Annotated in this window: 21 protein-coding genes; 13 read left to right on the top strand and 8 right to left on the bottom strand. The window is 49.7% G+C overall.

Features of this window, described 5'->3' with window-relative positions; translation table 11 throughout:
- Positions 1–77: 77 nt before the first annotated feature.
- The 4 genes from PGX44_RS09790 to PGX44_RS09775 form a co-directional block, all read right to left on the bottom strand.
- Positions 78–1274, bottom strand: a complete 1197-nt coding sequence (locus PGX44_RS09790; protein ID WP_498855246.1) for an acetyl-CoA C-acetyltransferase — start codon at positions 1272–1274, stop codon at positions 78–80.
- A 405-nt stretch (positions 1275–1679) separates the two neighbouring features.
- Positions 1680–3089 carry a vWA domain-containing protein gene (locus PGX44_RS09785; RefSeq protein WP_498855245.1) on the bottom strand — a complete coding sequence of 470 codons (1410 nt, stop codon included), beginning with the start codon at positions 3087–3089 and terminating at the stop codon, positions 1680–1682.
- A gap of 5 nt (positions 3090–3094) precedes the next feature.
- Positions 3095–4171 (bottom strand): AAA family ATPase, encoded by a 1077-nt coding sequence (locus PGX44_RS09780; protein ID WP_498855244.1) that lies wholly within the window; start codon positions 4169–4171, stop codon positions 3095–3097.
- Positions 4172–4289: 118 nt separating this feature from the next.
- The gene (locus PGX44_RS09775) at positions 4290–5138 is read right to left on the bottom strand and encodes a hypothetical protein (RefSeq protein WP_289001640.1); all 849 of its coding nucleotides are present in this window, start codon (positions 5136–5138) and stop codon (positions 4290–4292) included.
- Between the two features lie 722 nt (positions 5139–5860).
- Here PGX44_RS09775 and PGX44_RS09770 point away from each other — a divergent pair.
- The 5 genes from PGX44_RS09770 (at position 5861) to PGX44_RS09750 (ending at position 9651) form a co-directional block, all read left to right on the top strand.
- Complete coding sequence (locus tag PGX44_RS09770) at positions 5861–6070, top strand: hypothetical protein (protein WP_186503167.1); 210 nt, start codon at positions 5861–5863, stop codon at positions 6068–6070.
- Positions 6071–6279: 209 nt separating this feature from the next.
- Positions 6280–6894, top strand: coding sequence for a GTP pyrophosphokinase (locus PGX44_RS09765; RefSeq protein ID WP_498855243.1), 615 nt, complete (start codon positions 6280–6282; stop codon positions 6892–6894).
- A gap of 1 nt (position 6895) precedes the next feature.
- Positions 6896–7561 carry a response regulator transcription factor gene (locus tag PGX44_RS09760; protein ID WP_186503169.1) on the top strand — a complete coding sequence of 222 codons (666 nt, stop codon included), beginning with the start codon at positions 6896–6898 and terminating at the stop codon, positions 7559–7561.
- A 4-nt stretch (positions 7562–7565) separates the two neighbouring features.
- Positions 7566–8849 (top strand): sensor histidine kinase, encoded by a 1284-nt coding sequence (locus PGX44_RS09755; RefSeq protein WP_498855242.1) that lies wholly within the window; start codon positions 7566–7568, stop codon positions 8847–8849.
- A gap of 487 nt (positions 8850–9336) precedes the next feature.
- Complete coding sequence (locus tag PGX44_RS09750; protein ID WP_498855241.1) at positions 9337–9651, top strand: LysR family transcriptional regulator; 315 nt, start codon at positions 9337–9339, stop codon at positions 9649–9651.
- A 22-nt stretch (positions 9652–9673) separates the two neighbouring features.
- Here the strand turns inward: PGX44_RS09750 and PGX44_RS09745 are convergent, their stop codons facing one another.
- Positions 9674–10825, bottom strand: a complete 1152-nt coding sequence (locus PGX44_RS09745) for a 1-deoxy-D-xylulose-5-phosphate reductoisomerase (protein WP_498855240.1) — start codon at positions 10823–10825, stop codon at positions 9674–9676.
- An 85-nt stretch (positions 10826–10910) separates the two neighbouring features.
- On the opposite strand from PGX44_RS09745, the gene PGX44_RS09740 reads away from it, so the two are divergent.
- Positions 10911–12119 carry an MFS transporter gene (locus tag PGX44_RS09740; protein ID WP_498855239.1) on the top strand — a complete coding sequence of 403 codons (1209 nt, stop codon included), beginning with the start codon at positions 10911–10913 and terminating at the stop codon, positions 12117–12119.
- 78 nt (positions 12120–12197) lie between these two features.
- Here PGX44_RS09740 and PGX44_RS09735 read toward each other — a convergent pair whose 3' ends face one another.
- The 3 genes from PGX44_RS09735 to PGX44_RS09725 form a co-directional block, all read right to left on the bottom strand.
- Positions 12198–13679, bottom strand: coding sequence for an aldehyde dehydrogenase family protein (locus PGX44_RS09735; protein WP_186503174.1), 1482 nt, complete (start codon positions 13677–13679; stop codon positions 12198–12200).
- A 51-nt stretch (positions 13680–13730) separates the two neighbouring features.
- Positions 13731–14327, bottom strand: coding sequence for a nitroreductase family protein (locus PGX44_RS09730; RefSeq protein WP_186503175.1), 597 nt, complete (start codon positions 14325–14327; stop codon positions 13731–13733).
- A 112-nt stretch (positions 14328–14439) separates the two neighbouring features.
- A complete protein-coding gene (locus PGX44_RS09725) occupies positions 14440–15306 on the bottom strand; it encodes a LysR family transcriptional regulator (protein WP_498855238.1) in 867 nt (288 codons plus the stop codon).
- Positions 15307–15431: 125 nt separating this feature from the next.
- Between PGX44_RS09725 and PGX44_RS09720 the strand changes: the two genes are divergently transcribed.
- The 7 genes from PGX44_RS09720 to PGX44_RS09690 all read left to right on the top strand — a co-directional run bounded on the left by PGX44_RS09720 (position 15432) and on the right by PGX44_RS09690 (position 22908).
- Complete coding sequence (locus PGX44_RS09720; protein ID WP_498855237.1) at positions 15432–15977, top strand: phosphatase PAP2 family protein; 546 nt, start codon at positions 15432–15434, stop codon at positions 15975–15977.
- A gap of 52 nt (positions 15978–16029) precedes the next feature.
- The gene (locus PGX44_RS09715) at positions 16030–16617 is read left to right on the top strand and encodes a chromate transporter (RefSeq protein WP_186503178.1); all 588 of its coding nucleotides are present in this window, start codon (positions 16030–16032) and stop codon (positions 16615–16617) included.
- 14 nt (positions 16618–16631) lie between these two features.
- Positions 16632–17204 carry a chromate transporter gene (locus tag PGX44_RS09710; RefSeq protein ID WP_498855236.1) on the top strand — a complete coding sequence of 191 codons (573 nt, stop codon included), beginning with the start codon at positions 16632–16634 and terminating at the stop codon, positions 17202–17204.
- Positions 17205–17289: 85 nt separating this feature from the next.
- Positions 17290–17532 (top strand): twin-arginine translocase TatA/TatE family subunit, encoded by a 243-nt coding sequence (gene tatA / locus PGX44_RS09705; protein ID WP_498855235.1) that lies wholly within the window; start codon positions 17290–17292, stop codon positions 17530–17532.
- Positions 17533–17700: 168 nt separating this feature from the next.
- Positions 17701–19836 (top strand): ASKHA domain-containing protein, encoded by a 2136-nt coding sequence (locus tag PGX44_RS09700; protein WP_498855234.1) that lies wholly within the window; start codon positions 17701–17703, stop codon positions 19834–19836.
- 78 nt (positions 19837–19914) lie between these two features.
- On the top strand, positions 19915–22356 hold the full coding sequence (locus PGX44_RS09695; protein WP_498855233.1) for a homocysteine S-methyltransferase family protein: 2442 nt from the start codon (positions 19915–19917) through the stop codon (positions 22354–22356).
- A 12-nt stretch (positions 22357–22368) separates the two neighbouring features.
- Positions 22369–22908, top strand: coding sequence for a hypothetical protein (locus tag PGX44_RS09690; protein ID WP_498855232.1), 540 nt, complete (start codon positions 22369–22371; stop codon positions 22906–22908).
- Positions 22909–22991: the final 83 nt, after the last annotated feature.

Raw genomic sequence — 22991 nt, 5'->3', positions numbered from 1 at the left:
GCAAATAAAAAGAGGATGTGGACAAAATGATTTCTCATTTTGTCACATCCCCTTTTTTAAGACCATCTAGTTAGGAATTAGTCACACATTTTAATAGCAACTGCTGTGCCCTGGCCACCGCCGATGCAAAGGGCAGCAAGACCGAGTCTGGAACCGTTTTTGCGTTCCGGTTCAGCAAGAGCATAGAGAAGAGTTGTCAGGATACGAGCGCCGGAGCAGCCAACGGGATGACCGAGGGAGATACCGGAACCGTAGATATTCGTTTTGTCCATGTCGGCATGGAGTTCACGGCAGCAATATACAGCCTGAGCTGCGAATGCTTCGTTCAATTCAACGAGCTGGAAGTCTTCCATCTTGAGGCCGGTCTTGTCGAACAGTTTGTGGCAAGCCGGGATAGGACCAGTACCCATGATAGCAGGTTCAACACCAGCGGAAGCCCAGTTGAGGATCTTAGCAATTGGTTTGATGCCCAATTCTTTTGCTTTGGATTCGCTCATGAGAACGAGTGCGCAAGCAGCGTCGTTCAGGCCGGAAGCGTTACCAGCTGTAACTGTGCCGTCTTTTGTGAAGGCCGGTTTCAATTTAGCGAGACCTTCGAGTGTCGTGTCCGGACGGATATGTTCGTCAGTGGAGATAACGATATCGCCTTTTTTGCGGTTATGAATCGTTACAGGAACGATCTGAGCGTCGAATTTGCCTTCCTTCTGAGCTTTAGCAGCGCGCATCTGGCTGTTGTAAGCGCAAAGGTCCTGATCTTCACGGGATACGCCGAAACGGGAAGCAATGTTTTCAGCCGTTACGCCCATGTGGTAGCCGTTTTCTGTGCAAACGAGGCCGTCACGAAGCATGGTATCTTCGAGAACGCCGTTGCCCATACGATAGCCGCGACGAGCTTTAGCGATTACATACGGAGCGTTGGACATGGATTCCATACCGCCTGTTACAACGATGTCAGCATCGCCGAGTTCGATCTGCTGGGCTGCCAGGGATACAGCACGGAGGCCGGAACCGCAAAGCTTGTTGATCGTAAAAGCAGGTACTTCCTGAGGAATGCCGGAGTGGAGAGCTACCTGGCGAGTTGTATTTTCACCGCAGCCTGCTGTCAGTACATGACCCATGATAACTTCGTCAATCTGGTCAACAGGAACATTAGCACGTTCAATTGCTGCTTTAACAGCTACACAGCCGAGTTCTACAGCCGTTAAGTCCTTAAACTGGCCGTTGAAGCTGCCGATAGGAGTACGAGCTGCACTTACGATAACTACTTTTTCCATTTGTAAAACCACCCTTTCTGAATAACATAAAATAATTTAAATAGTATATTTCTAGTAGATGAGATATCTGCTAAGTAAATCACTATTTGTCTGCGTAGGGAGAAAAAATTTGGAACCCATACCCAATCAGATGATAGATCTGAAAACATCTGAGTTCTAAATTTCACAATCTCTATGTGTATATAGTATATTTTTTCAGAACTATTTGCAAGTCAAAAATGTATATTTCCTATATCGAATACGCATATTAGTAGCTCCTGATTTCTTCCCATGCATAAATAGTAGGATTTTAGGTTATTTTGAGTGTATTTGCGAACGAGTTTGCAAATACACTCGCATAATCTATGGTAAATCAAAATGGAATGACATGAGATAATTTTCACGAATAGTATAGATGAAGTGAATTTAAAATATCAAACTAATGTCCTCTTGGTTATTCATAGAATAACCGCCTTTTTCTACGAAGAAGAATTCCGATGCCGGTGTTTCTTCCAGCATGGGCTTCAGGTACTTCACGAGGCCGCACGGTTCTTTTAATGATAAGGAATCACCATTACCGCCGATGAGCCAAAGAATCTTGTAGCCAGATGGTTTGGTGCGTAGTACCTCTTCGCCTTTGCCGTCCGTAAAATAGAGCAGTAAATCGATTTTGTGTTCGTTGGCATACTCGATAACCGGTGAATAGCTCGTGCCGCCACGTCCGGCTGGCCGGGCCATGAGGTCTTTGATCGTACGGACTTTATAGACTTTACGAATTTGGTCATCACACTGGATGACTGTAATCTCGGTCTTGTATTCCCGTACGATTTGAAAGACTTCTTCCATGGCCTGCTTGAACTCGTCGTCGCTGATGCTGCCGCTAATATCGAGCGCAATGTAAATCTTGGCCTTGTAATTGCGCAGTTCACCGCGCAGATCCAGGCGGTCCGGCTGACGGCGGTTGCGTCTGGCCGTTGTCTTCTTGTTGCCGCTGGCCACAGTGCCGGCCAATTTCTTTAAATAGAAATGCCACGGCAGGGTGCGATTGCTGTCTTTTATAGCAGCAATCGCATTGGCCAGATGATCGGAAACCTGACCGTGATTGGCACTGTCCACATACTTTTCTGTGAACCATCCTAAGAGCTGGGCATCAATGGTGTCCGCCTCATTCCAGACATCGTGGGTCCGCAAGGGATCAAATTTGGTCAGGATGTCTGTCTGGGCCGTATTATCATCGTCCGTAACGGTAGTCGTCTTTTCCCTGTTTTTCAAAGCCGTCTCAATTTCATCAACGTAATTTTCCAGCGTGCCGAAAGGCGTCAAATAGAGGTGATATTGCAGATTCACCCAGTCTAATGTTGCCGCGTCATCGGGCAAGGGGTGCAGGTACGTGTTGACGACGATATCCATGGCCAGATTGAGGGCGAGCTTGCTGTAATGATCGCGCAGATCCCGGGCCCGTTGCAGATGCTGGAAGACGATGTGCAGGATTTCGTGACGAATGCAGTTTTCCATCTGCTCTATCGTAAGAGGCAGAAAGATAAACGGATTGAAGTACATGACGTACTTGGCATCCTTAAAAGCCACGGCTGTAGCAGAGCCGATGTTGAGGCGGATTTCTTTTCCCATCTGGAAAAAGAAGTAACCGTAAAAATTATCCTTCGCATCGATGAGCTGCAGGCTTACCTTACTGACGAAGGCAAAAAACTCTTTTACAAAATCATCAGGCAAGGTGGCAGCACGCTGTTCTTTTTCTTCCAGGCGCATGTGATTGTCTGCCCAGATATTTAATTTTTGGCCGAGAAGAATGGACTCGGCCTGCAATGCATTTTTCAAGGCTATCACCTGATTGCTTCATACGTCTTAAAATACGCGTCAATAAAGTTGTCATTTTCTAGGGCATATTTTTTTACTACTTTCGTATTGTTGCGGACATCCTTCATGACGCCAATCATTAAATCGGCCGGATAGTATTTGAGGAACAAGACGAGACGGTCGATCGCCGGCTGGGGATCGCATTCGTGAGCTTCCAGCTTGGCGTCGAGCTGGCGCAGAATATTTTTGGCGGCCAAATAGAGACGCGTGTGGGATTCGGCTTCGATCTTCTTGATGACGTCCTGGCTCAGCTCAGAGCCACTGTAGACTTCGTTATAGGTTACTAAGGGAGCCGCATCGGAATGAACAAAATTGACAAATTCTTCGGCAATGACTTTGCCTACGTTACCGGCAATGACATTGTAAAAGACGTTCTTCGGATATCGTTCAGGGTGTTTGGCGTAAACGCGGTAAATATCAGAAATACGTTCATAGCTGCGCGGCGTCGCATCGATATCGTCTTCGTTTTTCTGAGATAAATAATCAGGGAAGGTAGAAATGAATTCCATGACTTTTTGATCGACACCGGCAGCAGCGGCCCAGTCGAGCCACTGCATATAGTCCGGTTCCATGTAGAGCCAGACGAAGCGGTTCTTTTGGGCATTGTCCATTTCTACAGTCTGATAATCATATGTATCTGTCGGATTCATAGCGGCAATAATGCGCACGCTGTCATGCAGGTGGTAGCCGTTGATTTCGTGGTTCAAAATGAGGTTCATCAATTCCTGCTGTACAGCATGTTCACAGCGGTTGATTTCATCGATAAAGAGCAGAACCGTCCGGCCCTGGCTGAGCGCTTCGTCAATTTCCCGCAGCTTGTGATGAATGGCATAGACCGTCATGCGGTTTTCGACTGTTGGCAGGCCGCCGATTTCCCCTTCTTTCAGAATATTCCCGTCAATATTGATAAGACACCAATCGTTTTCATCGGCAAGCTCGGCAGCCAGGGCTGTTTTGCCGATACCGGTTTCACCGATCAATAAGGGAACTGCCTGGGCTTCTAATACCAGTTTTACACTTTGTAACGTATCATTGTAGTTCATCTATTTTCCATCCTGTCTCAAGGCCTGTCATGCAGGCTTAGTAAAATAAAAAGCAATTGAACATAAGTGGCCATTTATAGGCCCATATATTATTAATGTATTATAGCAGGCTGTATACCTACTGAATTTTCAACTTTTCGTCGACTGTAATGCGTTTGGCTTTACGGCTGCCATAATGATAGACGAAATAAAGCTTGTCTATTTGTGTCCAGCCATATTCTGTTTCAATGCGGTTGCACGTAATGAAATCGCGCACGTATTTTTCAGATACATCGTCTTTAGATAACGTATCCTTCAAGACGTCAGTCAGTTCTTCCGGGCTGACGAGCTTATTACGTGGCAAGTACCGGATTACGAGGATATTGAGCTTTAAGAAGTGTAAAAGCGTCTTTTTGTCGGCATTCATAAAGAGGCGGATTGCTTGTTCGTCCTTTTGGATGGCAATACACTGTGCTTCAAACGTGGGCTCTGCCACATAACGCAAGGACATATAGTTAATAGCCGCTGCTTCTGCCTGGACACGCGGTGTTGGCTTCTTTATATATTTAATGGCGTCATATGTGTTACGGACTGCCAGTAGCTGCAGTTCTTCACTGGGGTTTTCGGCATATTGGATGGCCCAGCCTGACTGCGCCAGGGCGTCGCGGATCAGCCATTCCGGCGGTGTATCAATGTATGCCAAATTGGTCCAGCTTTTGCGTACAGCACGTCTCAGGAATTCGTCTGATGGGTGGGGGATGAAGCGGATGGCTTTAGCTGTATTCTGCAAAGCTGTGAGCTGCATTTCCCGTGTAGGGTCTTTAATAAATTCTAGTACCAGACCATTCTCGCGTAAGGCTGCCAGCTTCATCTCTTCTGTTGGGTTAGGAATATGTTGCAGCGCATAGGGATTAATTTTTATCATGCGCATATAGTCGTCAACCGTTTTCCCAGCAGGCGGTATGGTATGTACGTGTGTGTCATACATGACCGGAAACACCTCCTTTACGATAAACGTTTTTCTATAGTTCCTATTTTACTTTTTTTGCGACTCTTTTACAACTAGAAAGCAACTAAAATCTTACGGCCTATTAGTAGAAAAATGATTTTTAGTAATTTATAATTATTTTACAATTTTAATTTTAAGAACCTTTTTTTAATTTATAAATTAAAAATATAAGGTGTAGAACAGAAACGGTAACAGGTCTGTGGTCCTGGACGGGACAAGCAAAAACGTATGGCGTGAAGACACCATAGCAGATGAGAAAAGCCTCTTGATATTGCTATTTAACAGCGTTACTATAGGGTCAGATAAAGAAATAAGAGCACTTAGAGGACAGGCTGGAAGCGTACGGCAGGGCCTTAGGAGGCTTCATTCTTATCTGGATCAATTACATTGGTTATTCATTGGTTTTTATAAAATACATTATTTTTTTAAGTAAGGGGGAAATACTCATGGGGACGAATGCAAAATTAGTAGTTGCTGTTGGCGCATTAATGTCTTTTAGCTTTATCGTCAACCTGCTTTAATCATAACGACAGAAACCCTCTTGCCTTTGGGTGAGAGGGTTTCTGTCGTTTTAAAGCCGCTTCAAGCAGGGAGACTTGTTTTTCCTTCGCATCTTCCGTTGTCAGTCAATTTATGGTATCATAGTACTGTTAAATACTTTTCTGCTCGAGGCAGAATGCGTCTATGCTGGAGGAATTCATATGATTCGCTTTTACGCCGTTTGTGTTATTGCAGCGTTTTGGTTTTTTGGCGCCGGCTATTTCTGGGTTCAGTATCATGATATATCCACGTCGGCTTTGTATGTTGTTGCAGGCTTGATTGTCACGGCTATTGCCGTCTATGCAAAACGCCAAATCAATCAGGGCCAGGAGGCAGAAAAAGCACCGGGAGGAAAGAAAAGCAGAGCGTAACAGAGGGCATAAGCGGGGGATCTGATACTATCAGCCCCTGCTTTTTTTTGTGTATAATAAAAGGAGAAGGTACAGACTGCGGGTGCAGAGAAATTGTTGTAAAACTGTAACCGTATCGTAATGGTAATGATCCGAAAATTTTGTTACAATATGACATTATACTATGCAAAGAAGATAGAGACGTACCAGCAAGAAGAGGGTGGACTTATATGAGTGATATTTATGGCAAATACAGCCCCTATTTACCCCAAATCATGAATCACGTGGCGGCTGAAATCCGCGCCTATAGTGAAAAAGAAAAAGCGAAAAGCGGCTCTATGATTTATGAGCATCTGCTCTTTCGTATCAAAGCCGACCAGAGTATGCGCAGCAAGTGCGACAAACGAAATCTGCCCCAGACGCCGCGTTCGGCCCTGTATGATCTTCATGATGCCATTGGCTTTCGCATTGTCTGCCGTTTTATCGATGATATTTATACGAACATCGAGTATATACGGAATTTGCCGGCTTGCCGCGTCGTTGAGGAGAAGGATTACGTCCGCCATGCCAAGCCCAACGGCTATCGAAGTTATCATATGATCCTGGCGGTCACGGTGCCCTATGAAGATGTGCTGGGACAGCTGCCGGGAACGTATTTCGTAGAAATCCAGCTACGCACGCTGGCCATGGATTCCTGGGCCAGTCTCGAACATGAAATGAAATACAAAAAAAACATTAAAAATCCGGAAATGATCAGCCGTGAATTGAAGCGCTGTGCCGACGAACTGGCATCGTGTGATTTGTCCATGCAGACCATTCGCAATTTGATCAAGGAGGAAGAATAAGATGAGACTGTTACTTGCTGAAGATGAACGGGACATGTCGGCGGCTCTGGTTGCCATTTTAACTCATTCCGGCTATGACGTAGACCCCGTCTATGACGGCGAAGCAGCTGTCGAAATGGCGGCGCATAATACGTATGACTGTATGATTTTCGATATTATGATGCCCAAATTGGATGGCGTCCAGGCGTTGCAGCAAATCAGGGAAAGCGGCGACGTAACGCCGGTGATCATGCTGACGGCTAAGGCTGAAGTGTCTGACCGCATTACGGGCCTCGATGCCGGTGCCGATGATTATCTTACCAAACCCTTTGCCATGGCCGAACTCCTGGCCCGTATCCGTGCGATGACACGCCGCTCTACGTCTTTTACACCACAAAAACTGCAGAGTGGTTCTGTCGCTCTCAATATAGAAGAACAGGAATTGCGCTGTACGAATTCCGTGCGCTTATCCGCTAAGGAAACGAAGCTCATGCAGCTCTTTATGCTCAATGAAGAAAAAGAATTTACGACCGAAGAAATTCTCAGCCGCATTTGGCAGGAAGAGGAAGAAGACGGCAAAATCGTCTGGATTTACGTGTCCTATTTGCGGGAAAAACTGCTGGCCATTGATGCTGATATTTCGATTGATGGCGAGGAAGGTGGTACGTTCCGTCTGGTAAGGAGGTAAGCCCATGAATATGATCAGCAAGCTGCACCGCAAATTTATCCTGGCCGGTACGCTGGCGGTTATCTTGATCGTCGTTGGTGCCCTGGCACTTCTCAATGCCACTGTTTATATTCATGAAACGTCAGAAATCGAAGGCATCATTACGGCGATTGCCGATAATGGCGGTACCTTGCCGGACAGCCGCAAAATTCAGCGGGATGCTGACGATTGGTCCGCTGTCAATAAAATTCTCAACGGCGATGACTGGATTACCAGTACACCTGATTTTTTATATCAGGTACGTTATTTTTCTGTTCTCTGGGGACCCCAGCGTGACGTAGAAAAAGTAGATATCAGTCATACCGCCGCCTTTACCATAGCCGAAGCCGTAGCGTATGCCGATAAGACAGCAGCACTCAGCTCCGCATCGGGCTTTTTAAATAAGGACAAGGCGATTTATGCCTATTTGCGCAAGGACCTGCCTGATGGCTCGCGTCTTCTGATCGTACTGGACTGCACAAAAAACATTCTTTCGATTAATCACATGCTGCGCTATTCCTTTTGGTTTGGCCTGATCGTCATTATCTTATACGTGCTCATTGTAGCCGCCCTGTCAAGCGTCGCCATGCGGCCCTTTGTGCGCAATATGGAAAACCAAAAACGGTTTATTACCAATGCCGGTCATGAACTGAAAACACCTATTGCGATCATTTCGGCTAATACGGAAGCTATCGAAATGCTGAATGGCAAGAGCCAGTGGACGGACAATATTTTAAAGCAAGTGCGGCGGCAGTCACAGCTCATTAATGACCTGATTATGCTCTCTAAAATGGGAGAACGCTCTCTGGCCGATATTACTTTGGTCGATTTAGATGTATCCCAGCAGGTACAGACGGCCGTCCAGGCCTTTGACGCCCTGGCCAAGGATCAGGGGAAAACACTGACTGCCAAAATACGCCCGGGAATTCACGTGACTGCTGACCAGAAATGTCTCTATGAAATTGTCAGTATCCTTTTGGATAATGCCGTCAAGTACTGCGATGACCAAGGTACCGTACAAGTGACGCTGACCGGGAAAAAACTGGGTAAAGGTGCCGTCCTTACTGTTTCCAACCAATATGCTGCCGGCAAGGATGTGGACTATACCCGTTTCTTTGAACGCTTTTATCGCGGTGATGAATCCCACAATAGTGATCAGGCCGGCTATGGTATCGGCCTTTCTATGGCAGAAGAACTGGTCCAACTCCTAAAAGGATCAATCAGCGTGGCCTATAAAAATGGAATTATTACGTTTACGGTCACATTGTAAAAATAAATAAATTATAACATAAAAAATAAATATCAGACTAATTCCGTCTATAATTGTAAAATTTCTGTAAGGTTCTGCAGATATACTGTAATGATTATTCATTGTATCAAAAAAACAAAGAGAAAACATTGATTAATATAGCATACTTCCTGCTTTTGATGCTGAATAAAAAATATAAAATATAGTATATTCTTATTAGCCCAAAGTATCGATAATTTATATTATATTAATCAGAAAAAATATTTATAAATCAAACCTTATATGATATAATAAATTAAACAGATGAATTGCCAAACCTGTTCATGGCATGCGTTTTTGTTTTTATTACCTGGCAATGTCAGTGTTCTCTGGCATGCCGCATATACACGCATCATTGTGGGACCTATGGATGAAACCGTTGTTTTTTGGGGAAGGAAAGATAACGGATTGAACCATACGAGAGCGGTATATGATAAGGGAATATTCTATACCTACAGGAGGGGTAACTATGCTTTACAGACAGATGAAATACTATGTAACAGTTGTGGATCAACACAGTTTTACCAAAGCTTCTTATGAGTGTAATATTTCTCAATCTGCAATTTCCCAGCAAATACAGGCGCTTGAACGTTGCCTGGGAGTTGCCTTGATCGTTCGTAAAAACCGGACATTTGTATTAACACCAGCAGGTAAATATTTCTACAATCATAGCAAAGTCATTTTGAAAAGCATTTCTAAGATGTGCAAGGAAACAAGTCGTATTGCAAATGAACAGGAAATGATGGCCGAAGAAAACGACATGTGTAAAGCTAATATTGGCTAATCATACGGTGATTCGGTATCGGTCAAAGGGCCTTCCATAATTGGGAGGCTCTTTTTCGCACGTCCCGGTCTGCAGCCATAATATCGTCCAAACTGGGCGAACTGATGCTTTGGTGTTCTTCTACGATGCGGGCCAGGAAAACGGGAATATCGCTATAGCCGATGATTCCCTGTAAAAAGGCCTGCACACAGGCTTCGTTGCCGGCATTAAAGGCACACGGGTAAGTACCACCTGATTTACCGCAGTCAATAGCGAGTTTCAGAGCCGGAAAGGCGTCTGTATCAGGAGCCTCAAAGGTCAGCGTACGGGCCTGTACCAAATCGAGCTGGCCGAAAGAGCAGTGATAGCGTTGTGGCCACGAAAAGGCGTATTGAATGGGCAGTCGCATGTCAGGCAGGCCTAACTGGGCTATGACGGCGCCGTCACAGAAGGCAACCAGGGAATGGACGATGCTTTGGGGATGAATGACGACTTCAATCTGCTCGTAGGGCATGTCGAAGAGCCAATGGGCTTCTATGACTTCCAGGCCTTTATTGGCCAGGGTGGAACTGTCGATAGTTACCTTAGGGCCCATGTTCCAGTTTGGGTGTTTCAGACACTGCTCCCGTGTTACGTGGCGTAGTTGTTCCTTCGTATAGCCGCGCAAGGGGCCGCCTGATGCGGTGAGAATCAGTTTGCTCACTTCGCTGTGGCTGCCACCGCGTAAGGACTGGAAAATGGCACTGTGCTCGCTGTCTACAGGGATAATGTGTACGCCCTTTGCCGCAGCGGCTTCCATGATCAGATGGCCGGCAGCAACGAGTGTTTCCTTATTGGCCAGGGCAATGTCTTTACCGGCCCGGATTGCAGCCAGGACGGGCTGCAGGCCTGCATAGCCGACGATGGCGCCGAGGACTGTATCGGCAGGGCCATACGTCGCTGCCGCGATAAGGCCTTCTTCGCCACTCAGTATGTCACAGTCTGTTCCCATTTGCTGCTGCAGCTTATGGGCGGCAGCCTTATCCGTCAGGACGGCAAAGTCCGGGTGAAAACGACGTATTTGTTGGGCCATGAGCTCTGCATTGTGCCGCGCGGCAAGGACGCGTACGTGCATGGTATCCGGATTGGCTGCGATGACTTCTAAGGCTTGCGTACCGATAGAACCGGTACTGCCTAAAATAGTTATTTCTTTCATGGGGAATCTCCTTTTTTATTTTCTTTTATTATGAAAGACAGGTATACTAATAGCGTATGATTTGAGAAGTAAGAGGGGGGATTTTGTGAACTGGAAACTGGTGCTAGGGATACTGGTTTGTAATATCGTTTTTATGTCTTTTAGTTACACCATGCTTATTCCGTTTTTACCACTTTATTTGACCGATGAATTAGGTGTCAGTGCTGCTGACGTGCACGTCTGGTCCGGCCTGGTCTTTTCGGCGACCTTTGTCGTCAGCACGATCATGGCGCCGGTTTGGGGGAAACTGGCCGATTCGCGGGGCAAGCGGCCTATGGCCATCCGCTCGTGTCTCTTTTTGTCCCTCAGTTATTTTTGTGGCGGCCTCGTCACATCACCGGAACAACTCGTACTCATGCGTCTCCTCCAGGGGTTTGCCTATGGGTTATGGCCTATGGATCTGGCTATTATGACCTTGTACGCACCGAAGGAAAAGCTCGGCTTTTGTCTGGGTACCATGCAGGGCGTCATGACTGCCGGCAGCGTAGTAGGCCCCCTCATCGGTGGTACCTTGGCGGAGCTCTTTGGCATGCGCTATTCTTTTTTTATTGCAGCAGGGCTCTTGTTTTTAAATGGACTCATGTTCATTTTCTTTATTAAGGAACCGCCCGATCCGGACAAAGGCACAGTACATCAGACAGACAGCGGCGGGATTCTTTCCCAGTTCACTGTGTTGCGGGTGCCGCTTATTCGCAACATGCTCTTATGCGGAGCGTTGATTCAGATGGTCATATTTATTCTGCAGCCTATCCTTTCTACGTATATTACATCATTAGCAGGGGATTTGCCAAATCTGACCTTTGTTACAGGCCTGATCTTTTCTCTGGCTGGTATTTCCGGTGCCTTTGCAGCTCCCGTTTGGGGACGCATTGGCCAGCGGAGAGGATTTATCCGTACCCTTATGTGGTCTTTGGTTTTGACGGGCTGCTGGATGATGGTACAAGGCCTGCCGCGTACGCTGACGCTATTTGCAGCAACGCAGTTTATTAGCGGACTTTTCTTTTCCGGCATCAATCCGTCCCTCAACGCCATTATGGCCCAGCATACGCCGTCTAACTTTAAAGGACGGATTTATGGACTTCTCTTTACGGCCCAACAGCTCGGCTCCATTGCCGGCCCGCTCTTAGGCGGTGTAGTAGCGACGTGGTGGGGTATGCGTTCTGTATTCTTTGTAGCGGCTGCGTTTTTACTAAGCGCCAGCGTCATGCTGTATCACACCTATCATAACCGGGAACCTAAACCGGTATCGTTTTAAACGGAAAGTCAAAATCCCGTCCCAGACAGTGAGGTGAACTGTCCGGGACGGGATTTTTATAAGGAAGAGAGAGTGGTGTTAGCTTTCATATAAGCCCGATGGCTTTTCGGAAAGATTGATCATAATATTCTTGGTCTGTGTGTAGTGTTCGAGGATGATCTTATCCGTTTCACGGCCAATACCGGAGAGCTTGTAGCCGCCGAACGGTGCACCGGCAGGAATGCTGTTGTACGTATTGACCCACATACGGCCTGTTTCAATAGCCCGGCATACGCGGATAGCACGGTTGATATCACGGGTCCAGACGCCGCCGCCAAGACCGTATTCGCTGTCGTTTGCCATAGCGATGACATCTGCTTCGTCTTTGAAGGGGATGATGCAGACAACAGGCCCGAAAATTTCTTCCTGGGCAATGCGCATGTCGTTTTTCACGTCAGCAAAGATGGTCGGTTTAATAAAGCAGCCTTTGTCCAAACCGTTTTCAGTAGCACGTTCACCGCCGCAAACGAGGCGGGCACCTTCCTGCTTGCCGATTTCTACGTAGTCCAGAATCTTTTTGACCTGGGCTTCGTTGATCTGGGAACCCATCTGTGTTTCCGGATCCCAAGGCAGGCCTACCTTGACGCGCTGGAAGCGGGCAGCCAGTTCATTGACGAATTTATCGTAAATGCTTTCCTGTACGAAAATACGGGAACCGGCGCAGCATACCTGGCCCTGGTTGAAGAGAATACCCAGCTGGGCACCGTCCATAGCCATGTCCCATTTGGCATCTTCAAAGAAGATGTTCGCCGATTTGCCGCCTAATTCCAGTGTAGCCGGGATTAATTTATCCATTGCAGCCTTGTATACGCCACGGCCGACTTCTGTTGAACCCGTAAAGGCGAGCTTCTGCAGATCCGGATGATCGAGGAGATACTGGCCCGATTTGGAGCCTTTGCCGGTAATGACGTTGATTACGCCAGCCGGAACGACGTCGCCAATGAGGCGCATTAATTCAAGGACACTCAGGGACGTGCTGCTCGACGGTTTGATGACGGTTGTACAACCGGCAGCCAGGACAGGAGCTAATTTCCAGGCGGCCATGAGGAACGGGAAGTTCCAGGGAACGATCTGGCCGACAACGCCGATCGGTTCGTGGAGCACGATGCTCATGGTGTTGTTGTCGAGCATGACTGCCCGGCCTTCCTGTGTACGGATGGCACCGGCAAAATACCGGAAATGATCGGCAGCAGCCGGAATATCGACGTTCAGCGTTTCGCGGATCGGTTTGCCATTATCCAGCGTTTCAATCATAGCCAGATGTTCTTTGTTTTCATCGATAATGTCGGCGATTTTGAGCAGAATTTTTTGCCGTTCTATCGGTTCGACGAGACGCCATGTGCGCAATGCTTCGTGCGCTGCTGCAACTGCTGTATCGACGTCTTCTTTCGTCGCTTCGGCACAGGTGGAAAGGACGTCGCCGTTAGCCGGGTTATAGGCTTTGAAGGTCTTGCCGTCACTGGCGGGTACCCACTGGCCGTTAATATATAAATTATAGGATTCCTGAATCTGCGTATTCATTGTAAAAACACCTCCGTAATAAAAAGAACAATATAATAGGGTCTTCCTTACTTACTGATATATTTTTACACGTTCTTCGATGGGCAATTTTTTGACGGGATCCGGATAGGCCTGTGGTTGTCCAAAGGGCATCTGTCCGATCAATTGCCACGTGTCGGGAACGGAAAATTCTTTTTGCAAGGCTTCATCAATGAGGGGATTATAGTGCTGCAGGTTAGCACCTAAGCCTAAATCGGCAAAGAGCGTCCATAAGGCAAACTGGATCATGCCGTTGCCCTGCTGGGCCCAAATGGGGAAATTGGCTGCATACAAGGGATTTTGTTCCTGCATGGCCTTGACCACAGCCGTATCATCGTAATAGAGGACTGTACCGTAAGCAGCAGCGAAGGAATCAATTTTGGCTTCAGTCTTGGCAAAGGCTTCAGCCGGTACCACCTTGCGCAGCGTTTCTTTGGTAATCTGCCAGATGGCATCGTGTTTGGCGCCAAAGGCGAGAATGATCCGCCCGGACTGCATATTAAAAGCTGAAGGAATTTCCTTGACGACAGCCTGAACTTTTTCAATGATTTCTTCCTGAGAAAGGGATACGTTTTTGCCTAAGGTATAGTTTGTGCGGCGTGCCGCATAGGCCTTGATTAACGATTCCATGTATACCACCCCTTATGTAGTTAACTGAAATGGAATATTAACAGATTACAATTATTTGTTATTTATACGCTTATTATAGATGATTCCTGCACATAAATCAATACCTGAATACTCATAATTTGAGTTCTTTAATAAATGTTTCGGCCAGGCTGGAAAGATAGCGGTTCTTCATCCAAATGACGGCAATACTCGTGTATAGGCGGGGCTCATCGATGATTTTGTAATGCAGCCTGTCGTGTGCCGCTAGCTGGAAGGCTGACGCAGGCGTAATGGCAATGCCCAGGCCGGCGTTGGCCCAAAGGATGGTCGTGCGGGCATCGTCGTTTTGACAAAATAAGGTAGGCGTAAAATTATAGACGGCACAGGTATCGCTCAGGAGCTGGGCAAAGCGGCGGTAAATGATAAGGGGTCTGCCGGCCAATTCGGAAAAGGAAATGGTATCCCGGTCAGGGCACCAGTCCAGGTCGTCTGTCAAGGCGGCAATCATGGGCTCCTGTGCGAGCATCTTACAATGAAATAATTCGTGTTTAAAGGGCGTGCGCACGAGACCCAGTTCGATTACCCCTTTTTGGAGCATATCGATAATGGTAAAGGTATTGCCATCATGTATTTCAAAATGGATTTCTCCATGGCTTTTATGGAAATCCTGCATAGCCGAGCTGAGGATAATACTGCCGGAACTCGATACGGTGCCGATCTTCAGGGTACCCCGCAGGCCATGCTGTAAGTCTGCAATTTCCCGCTGTGTCGCGTCGGACAGGTCCAGTATTTGCCGGGCCCGCGTATAAAGGAGCTGGCCTGCTTCGGTCAATTCGATGTGGCGGTGACCCCGTTTAAATAGGGCCGTACCCAGTTCCTCTTCTAATGCTTTTACCTGCTGGCTTAAGGGTGGCTGGGCCATATGGAGCCGTTTGGCTGCCGCTGTGATCTGGCCCTCTTCGGCAATGGCAATGATATATCTGAGTTGTCGTAAATCCATGCTAAAACACCTCTCAAAACATATTTAAAATATATGGTAAGTAGATTTAACAGATATTTTTAATATATCATATTTCCTGCTATAATGCCTATAGAAACAGAAAAGAAAGTGAGAGGAAGGCTTGTATGGATTGGTTGACACATTTGGATATTAGTACGTTGTATTGGCTGCATCAAAGTGTAGGCAGCACGGTGATGAACCGCTTTATCGTCTCCCTGACGACACTCATCAATTGCCTGTGGCTATGGCTGGCTGTCGGCATTACCGGCCTTTGGCAAAAGCGGAGCCGCTGGCTCGTCGTGACCGTAATCATCGCCGTAGGCGCGGCTGTCCTCATCGGCGATGGTGCTTTGAAGCATGTGGTTATGCGTACGCGGCCGTGCTTCCTCTTGTCTGATGCGCCGCTCCTCATGCCGCTGCCGTCGCTGCACAGCTATTCCTTCCCGTCGGGCCATTCCTTTTTCTTCTTTAGCGGTGCCACTGCTATTTACGGCTGGAATCACCGTCTCGGCCGGGTGGCTTATGGCGTGGCCCTTTTGGTGGCCTTTTCCCGCCTGTATCTGTTCATGCATTTTCCCAGCGATGTCCTGGCCGGCGCCATCCTGGGCATTCTCGTCGGCCGCTGTGCCTATGTGGCTTGTCGCCATGTGCAAAAGAGTATTTCAAAATAATGTGTTATGTGTGGTATGATAAGGGTAATTATATTGAAGGAGGTCTTCCACGATGAGTGAAGAAGAATTTGTCCTCGAACATCCACAGCGGGATGCGCACTTTTTCTGGATCTTATTTAAATCGACATTTATTATCAGCGCATTCACTGTCGGCGGGGGCTACGTCATTATTCCGCTTTTGAAAGCTAAGTATGTAGATGAATACCATTGGATTACCGATAAGGATACGCTCGATATGGTAGCCATCGCCCAGGCCATGCCTGGTGTCGTCGCCTGTAACAGCGCCATTATCCTGGGCTACCGCATGGCCGGTATCTTAGGAACCCTGACCGCCCTCTTGGCGACAGTTCTGCCGCCGCTCATTACGCTGAGCATCATTGCCTACTGCTACGATTTCTTCATCCAGAGCACCATCATCAAGATGATCCTGCGGGGCATGCAATGCGGCGCTACGGCCCTTATCGTCAACGTGGGCATCGACATGCTGGTCAAGCAGTGCAAGCGGAAACAGCTTTTGCCGGCCCTCATCATCATCGCTACCTTCATCGGCAGCGTCGTCTTTGACCTGAACATCATGTATCTTATCCTCATCGATGGAATTATTGGCCTCTTCTTCATGAGAGCAGCCAAGTATAACTAAGGAGGCGGACTACGATGATTTACTTACTTCTCTTTTGGGAATTTTGCAAGGTCGGCGCCTTCTGCGTCGGTGGCGGTTATGCCTCTATGCCGCTCATTCAGGCCAGTGTCGTCGATACGTATCATTGGCTGAGCATGAGTGAATTCGTCAATATCTTTACTATTTCGCAGATGACACCGGGCCCAATCGGCATCAACGCGGCAACCTTTGTGGGAACGAAAATTGCCGGTGTTGGTGGCGCTATTGCTGCGACAGTGGGCTTTGTGACGCCGTCGTTCTTCTTGGGCATCATCTTGGCCTATGTATTCCTTAAATACGGCAACATCGGCCCCATCCGCGGTGCCCTCAATGGCCTGCGTCCGGCCGTCGTTTCCCTGATTTGTGCGGCCAGCCTGAGCTTCATTTGGCTCGCTATCTGGAACGTCGACGATATCCCGACGGACTGGAGCACGTACAGCCTGGCAGCCGTCTTTATCCTGGCAGGTTCTGTCTTCTGCCTGCGCCGCAAGGTCGGTGTCATTACGGTCCTCATCGGTTCCGGTGTGGCCGGTCTGGTTCTGGGGCTCTTAGGTCTCCTGCCTGTATAAAGCGTGTAAAGAATAGTCTTTCTGCTTGACAGCCGCTTTGCTCTAAGGAGTATACTAGAAGAAACGGCAAAAGGAGGAATAGATCATGCATTTGGGAGCACAGGAATTAATCCTGATTTTAGTCATCGTACTGGTTCTCTTCGGCGGTAAAAAAGTAGCCGGCTTGGGCAAGGCCTTGGGAACGAGCATGCGCGAATTCAAGGAAGAAGTAAATAAGGATGAACAGCCTGCCGATACAACCGTTCAGGCTGCGGCAAAGACGGAAGAAACACCGGCTGCTAAGGCACCGGAAACCGTTACGGCAGGAACAGATAAAAAAGAAAACTAACCGTTTATACATAAAACCCTGCGGCAAGGGCCCCGTGTTATTCCTTACGGATAACGCGGGGCCCTTTTGCCATCGCTGCAGGCGATAGATATAGTCTTGTCTCGGTGCTTGTTTCAGTATATGATAGACATATTATAGACGCCTAAAAGAGGCAAAGGGGGCCATTCCATGGACATACGAATTATTAACGGCAAGCCTGTTGCACCCGATATAGAAGCCGTGCTTCGCGCGTTGGGCTGTCAACGAGGTACGCCGGGCTGGGAAAAGACAGCGGCTGCCTGCCGGGAACTTGTGCCTCCTTTGCGGCGCCTCGTACGGCCAAAGGCAGCCTTTACCCTGGCAGAGCAAGACGGCAGACCTTGCATTTTTGTATTGCTCACACTGGGGGCTGCTGTGTGCCGCAGGCAGACGCAGCTTAGTGAAAGCGGTGACACGGCGGCGGCCCTCTTACTGGGCGCCTTGGCTGATCAGTGTCTCTTTGCCTTTGAAAAAGAGCTACAGCCTGTTTTGCGCGCCTTTTGTCAGGAACAGCAGTGCGGTATAGCGGCACGCCACGAAGCCGGTGTCGACGTACCTCTGGCTGTACAGCGCACAGCCTGGGAACTGCTCGACGCCAAGCGGACCCTGGGCCTTTCTATTACGCCGGAGGCTATGCTGATTCCGGAAAAAACGCTCTGCCTGACCTTTGCCGTTAGCTCTGACCCGTCACAATGGCATGCAGACCATGATTGCCGGCAGTGTCCTAAGACGGGGTGCCCCCAGCGTCATACGGCCGTTACGGCAGAGGACGGACACCGCGTCATCTGTCCGCCCGGACCGCTCCTGGACAGCCTCATGGCACAGGGACTGGCTGTGAATGCCCTGTGCGGCGGCAAAGGTCTGTGCGGCCGCTGCCGCGTGCGGCTCTGCCAGGGGCAGCTGGCTGTGACGGACGCCGATAGGCAACTATTTACGGCAGCAGAGCTCACTTCCGGTTGGCGTCTGGCTTGTACAGCCCGGGCCGAGGCGCCGGTCACGGTCTTTGTACCGTCTGTTGCTAAGGAAGTCATGCAGACCGCAGGGGCAGAGGCTGCTGCCGTGACGGCAGCAGTCCGCGGCCCCTTTGGCGTAGCCATCGATATGGGTTCGACCACCTTGGCTGCAGCCCTGGTCTCATTAGAGACAGGAATCATCGTCGCCACGGCGGCCTGCAGCAACGGCCAGCGTCGCTTTGGTGCCGATGTGGTGAGCCGCATCCAGGCCGCCAATGAAGGCCACGGTGCCGCATTGCAACGGCTCAGCCGCGATGGTGTGCAGGCCCTCCTGAGGGAGCTTTTGGAGAAATACCCGGCCGCCCGTGGCGCCGTAGAAAAAATCACTCTGGCCGGCAATACGACGATGGAGCACCTCTTCATGGGCTGGTCCTGTGCGGGCCTCGGCAGCTGGCCCTTCCGGCCTGTTTCCTTAGGCGGAGAGACTTACGCCGCAGCAGACCTTCTGGGGGCGCAGCCGGCCTGCACGGCGACCTGCACGTTCTCGCTCTTGCCGGGCCTTAGCACTTACGTCGGCGCCGACATCGCCGCCGGCCTCGTCGCTCAGGACCTGGATCGCACAGACGAGTTGACTTTCTTCCTCGACTTGGGCACAAATGGTGAAATGGCCTTAGGCCGGGCCGGCCGGCTGCTCACGGCTTCTACCGCTGCCGGGCCGGCACTTGAAGGCGGTCATCTGCGCTGGGGCATGAGCAGCGTTGCCGGTGCCATCAGCCATGTGCATCTGGCCGGTAAGCAGCCAGTCGTAGAGACGATTGACGGTGCACCTGCCCAAGGACTGTGCGGCACAGGGATTATTGAAGCCATGGCAGCCCTGGTCGAAGCTGGGCTTGTCGACCGGCATGGCACGTTACAGGAAGCGTATTTTGCTACCGGTTTTCCCTTGGCTGTGACTCCAGCAGGAGAGACGATCGCCATCACACAGGCGGATATACGGGAAATACAAATGGCAAAAGGAGCCATCCGGGCCGGCATAGAAACGCTGCTCGCGTTGTCCGGTACGCCGGCAGAGGCCGTAGAAACGGTATACCTGGCCGGCGGCTTCGGCTGTTATCTGAACGCAGCCAAAGCAGCGGCTATCGGTCTCATTCCGCAGGCCTGGGCAGAAAAAGCCTGTGCGGCCGGCAATACAGCCCTGGCCGGAGCCATACGGAGCCTCGTCGAAGACGGGGCCTTGGTGCGTATGAAAAGCCTGGCTCATGAGGCTGAAGAAATTATCCTGGGTAACGATGAGAAATTTCAAGAACGGTATATCCGCTATATGGAATTTTAGACATATAGCAGATATAATAAGAACTACCAATATAACAATGGCTGGCACACTGGCTGCCGGCCCAGCAGGGGGAGCAATATGACGAGAGAGGAATTTAAACAGCTTATCAAGAGCGGTATCGTCGTCTTAGACGGTGCAACCGGTACGAATTTACAAAAAGCAGGCATGCCTGTAGGTGTGTGCCCGGAATTATGGATTATGGAGCATCCTGACGCGATTCTCACGTTACAGCGCCAGTTTGTAGCAGCCGGCTCACAGATTGTCTACGCACCGACTTTTACTGGGAACCGCATTAAGCTGGCCGAATACGGCCTGGCGGACAGACTGACAGAAATCAACACGCGTCTCGTACAGCTCGCAAAGGAAGCCGCCGGCGATCATGCTTACGTGGCCGGTGATATGACCATGACAGGCCGACAGCTTTATCCCATGGGCGACCTGACCTTTGAAGAATTGGTCGACGTCTACAAGGAACAGGCCCGCGTTTTATGGGAAGCCGGCGTCGATGTGTTCGTCGTAGAAACGATGATGAGCCTGCAGGAAACGCGGGCGGCTCTTCTGGCGATTCGCGAAACGTGTGATCTGCCTATTATGGTAACGCTGACCTTTGAAGCCGACGGGCACACCCTTTACGGCACGCCGCCGGAAGTGGCCGTCGTGGTCCTGCAGGAAATGGGTGCCGACGCGATTGGCATGAACTGCTCGACCGGCCCGGCCGACATGGTGGAGGCAGTTAAAGCCATGTATGAATATGCCACAGTGCCGATCATTGCTAAGCCAAACGCCGGTCTGCCGGAAGTAGAAGACGGCCAGACGGTCTACCGCACGACGCCAGAAGAATTTGCCCGGGACGCAGAGCTGCTCATCGCTGCCGGTGCCCGCATCGTCGGTGGCTGCTGTGGTACGACGGTGGAACATATCCGGGCCCTTAGCGACACGGTCCGCATGCTCACGCCACAGCCTGTTGGAACGACGAAAAAGCGGGTTCTCACGTCAGAACAAAAGCTCGTCACGATTTCCTTAGACGGTCCCTTCCAGGTCATTGGCGAACGTATCAACCCGACGGGGAAGAAGGCCCTCCAGGCAGAACTGCGCAGTGGCAGCCTGGCTATGGTGCGCGCCTTTGCGCGGCAGCAGGAAAAGGACGGTGCTGCCGTTCTCGACATCAACATGGGGACTAACGGCATTGACGAAAAGGAAATGATGCTCAAGGCAATCTACGAAGTTGGCAGCGTTTCTTCGTTGCCTCTTTGCATCGATTCGAGCTATCCCGAAGTTATCGAAGCGGCATTGCGTATCTATCCCGGCCGGGCCCTAATCAATTCCATTTCCCTCGAATCGTCTAAAGTCGACCGCCTCCTTCAGGCAGCCAAGAAATATGGCGCCATGTTTATTCTCCTACCCTTGTCGGATGCAGGACTGCCCAGGTCCGTAGAGGAAAAGCACGTTGTACTTCGGCAGATCCTGGCCAAAGCACAGGCAGCGGGACTTACCAAAGAAGATATCCTGGTCGACGGCCTTGTCGGCGCTGTCGGTGCCCTGCCTACGGCGGGCCTCGATTGCCTGAGTACCTTCCGCTATTGTCACGATGAGCTGCACATAGCAACCGTGTGCGGCCTTTCCAATATTTCCTTCGGCCTGCCCGAACGGATCTATGCCAACATGACTTTCCTGGCCATGGCCGTTTCTAGCGGCCTGACCATGGCTATTGCCAATCCTGGCCAGGACCTGCTCGTGAACGCTGCCGCTGCGGCTAACCTGCTCATGAACCGGCCCGGCAGTGACATGCAATACATTAATCGCATGCAGTATTTTGCCCAAAAGGAAGAAACACGCACTACTACGGAAAAACCGGAAAAAATGCAGAAAACAACAGCTGTCACGACTAGTACTACGCCACAGAATCCCGTCTATCAGGCCGTCCTTGAAGGGGAAAAGGAACTCATTACGGCTTACGCTAAGGAAGAAGTAGAAAAGGGCCTGGCACCGGAAGCAGTCATTAACGACCTCCTCATCCCGGCCATTACCCAAGTAGGCCAGCTCTATAACGACCAGGTCTATTTCCTGCCCCAGCTCATTGCCAGTGCCAACGCTATGGAAACAGCCATTCACTATTTGGAACCGCAAATCAAGAAGAGCGGTGACGAAAAGCAGTTGCCCGCTATCGTCGTAGCGACTGTCGAAGGCGACGTTCATGATATTGGCAAGAACCTCGTAGCCCTCATGCTGCGCAATTACGGCTATGACGTCATCGACCTGGGCAAGGACGTACCGGCTAAGGTGATCATCGACACGGCTCTCGACACAGGTGCCGCCATCGTCGGTCTGTCGGCTCTTATGACGACGACCATGATGCACATGAAGGATGTCATTGCCGAAGCGGCCAAACGTCACTACACGGGCAAAATCATCATTGGCGGCGCTGCCGTGACGCCGAGCTTTGCTACGGAAATCGGCGCCGATGGCTACTCCAGTGATGCCGCCGACTGTGTACGCCTCGTAGGCAGTCTCTTAGCATAGAAAGGAGAAAAAATGAAAAAACAATTGGTAAAACAATCTTTGCTTACAACCGTTGCTGCTTGTATCGTTGCCGGTGCAGCCTTTGCCGCTGCACCGGCTCCTGATGCGGGTACGTCCTGGGCGGGCATGCCCAATCCTATCATAACCTATGATACGTATGACCAGGCTCGTCAGGTCGTAGGCTTTGCGCCGTTATACCTGACCCGCGATTCGGGCTATAGCTGCAACTATATTTCTGTTATTTCCAAAAACCTGGCCGATCTGGGCTTCCAGAAGCTGGGCAGTACAGCCAGCGTACGCGTGCGGACGCTCCTGCGCGCCAAAGACCAGGGGACGCACGGCAATATCAGCGGTGTCTACGGTGCCGAATGGAAAAAGGAAACAATTCATGGCCAGACTGTCTATACAGCCCGTCTGAATACGAACGAATACGCAGCATACTGGCAGAATGATACGTACCTCTTTTCCGTCCAGGCCGAAGGCATTACCTATGCCGATTTCCAAAATCTTTTGGAAAACAGTCTCATCGATGATACACTGCATTATTTCTAAAAGACCTATGTCTAAAAGGAACTACATACCAATACCCCTATACATATAGGTATCGCGCAAGAGGTAGAAAGTATACCTTTTCC

This window comes from Caecibacter sp. AF58-12pH5A (assembly GCF_027681725.1).
GTDB lineage: Bacteria > Bacillota > Negativicutes > Veillonellales > Megasphaeraceae > Megasphaera > Megasphaera hominis.
The sequence above is the reverse complement of the archived record's forward strand: the minus strand, read 5'-3'. Positions and strand labels throughout refer to the sequence as shown.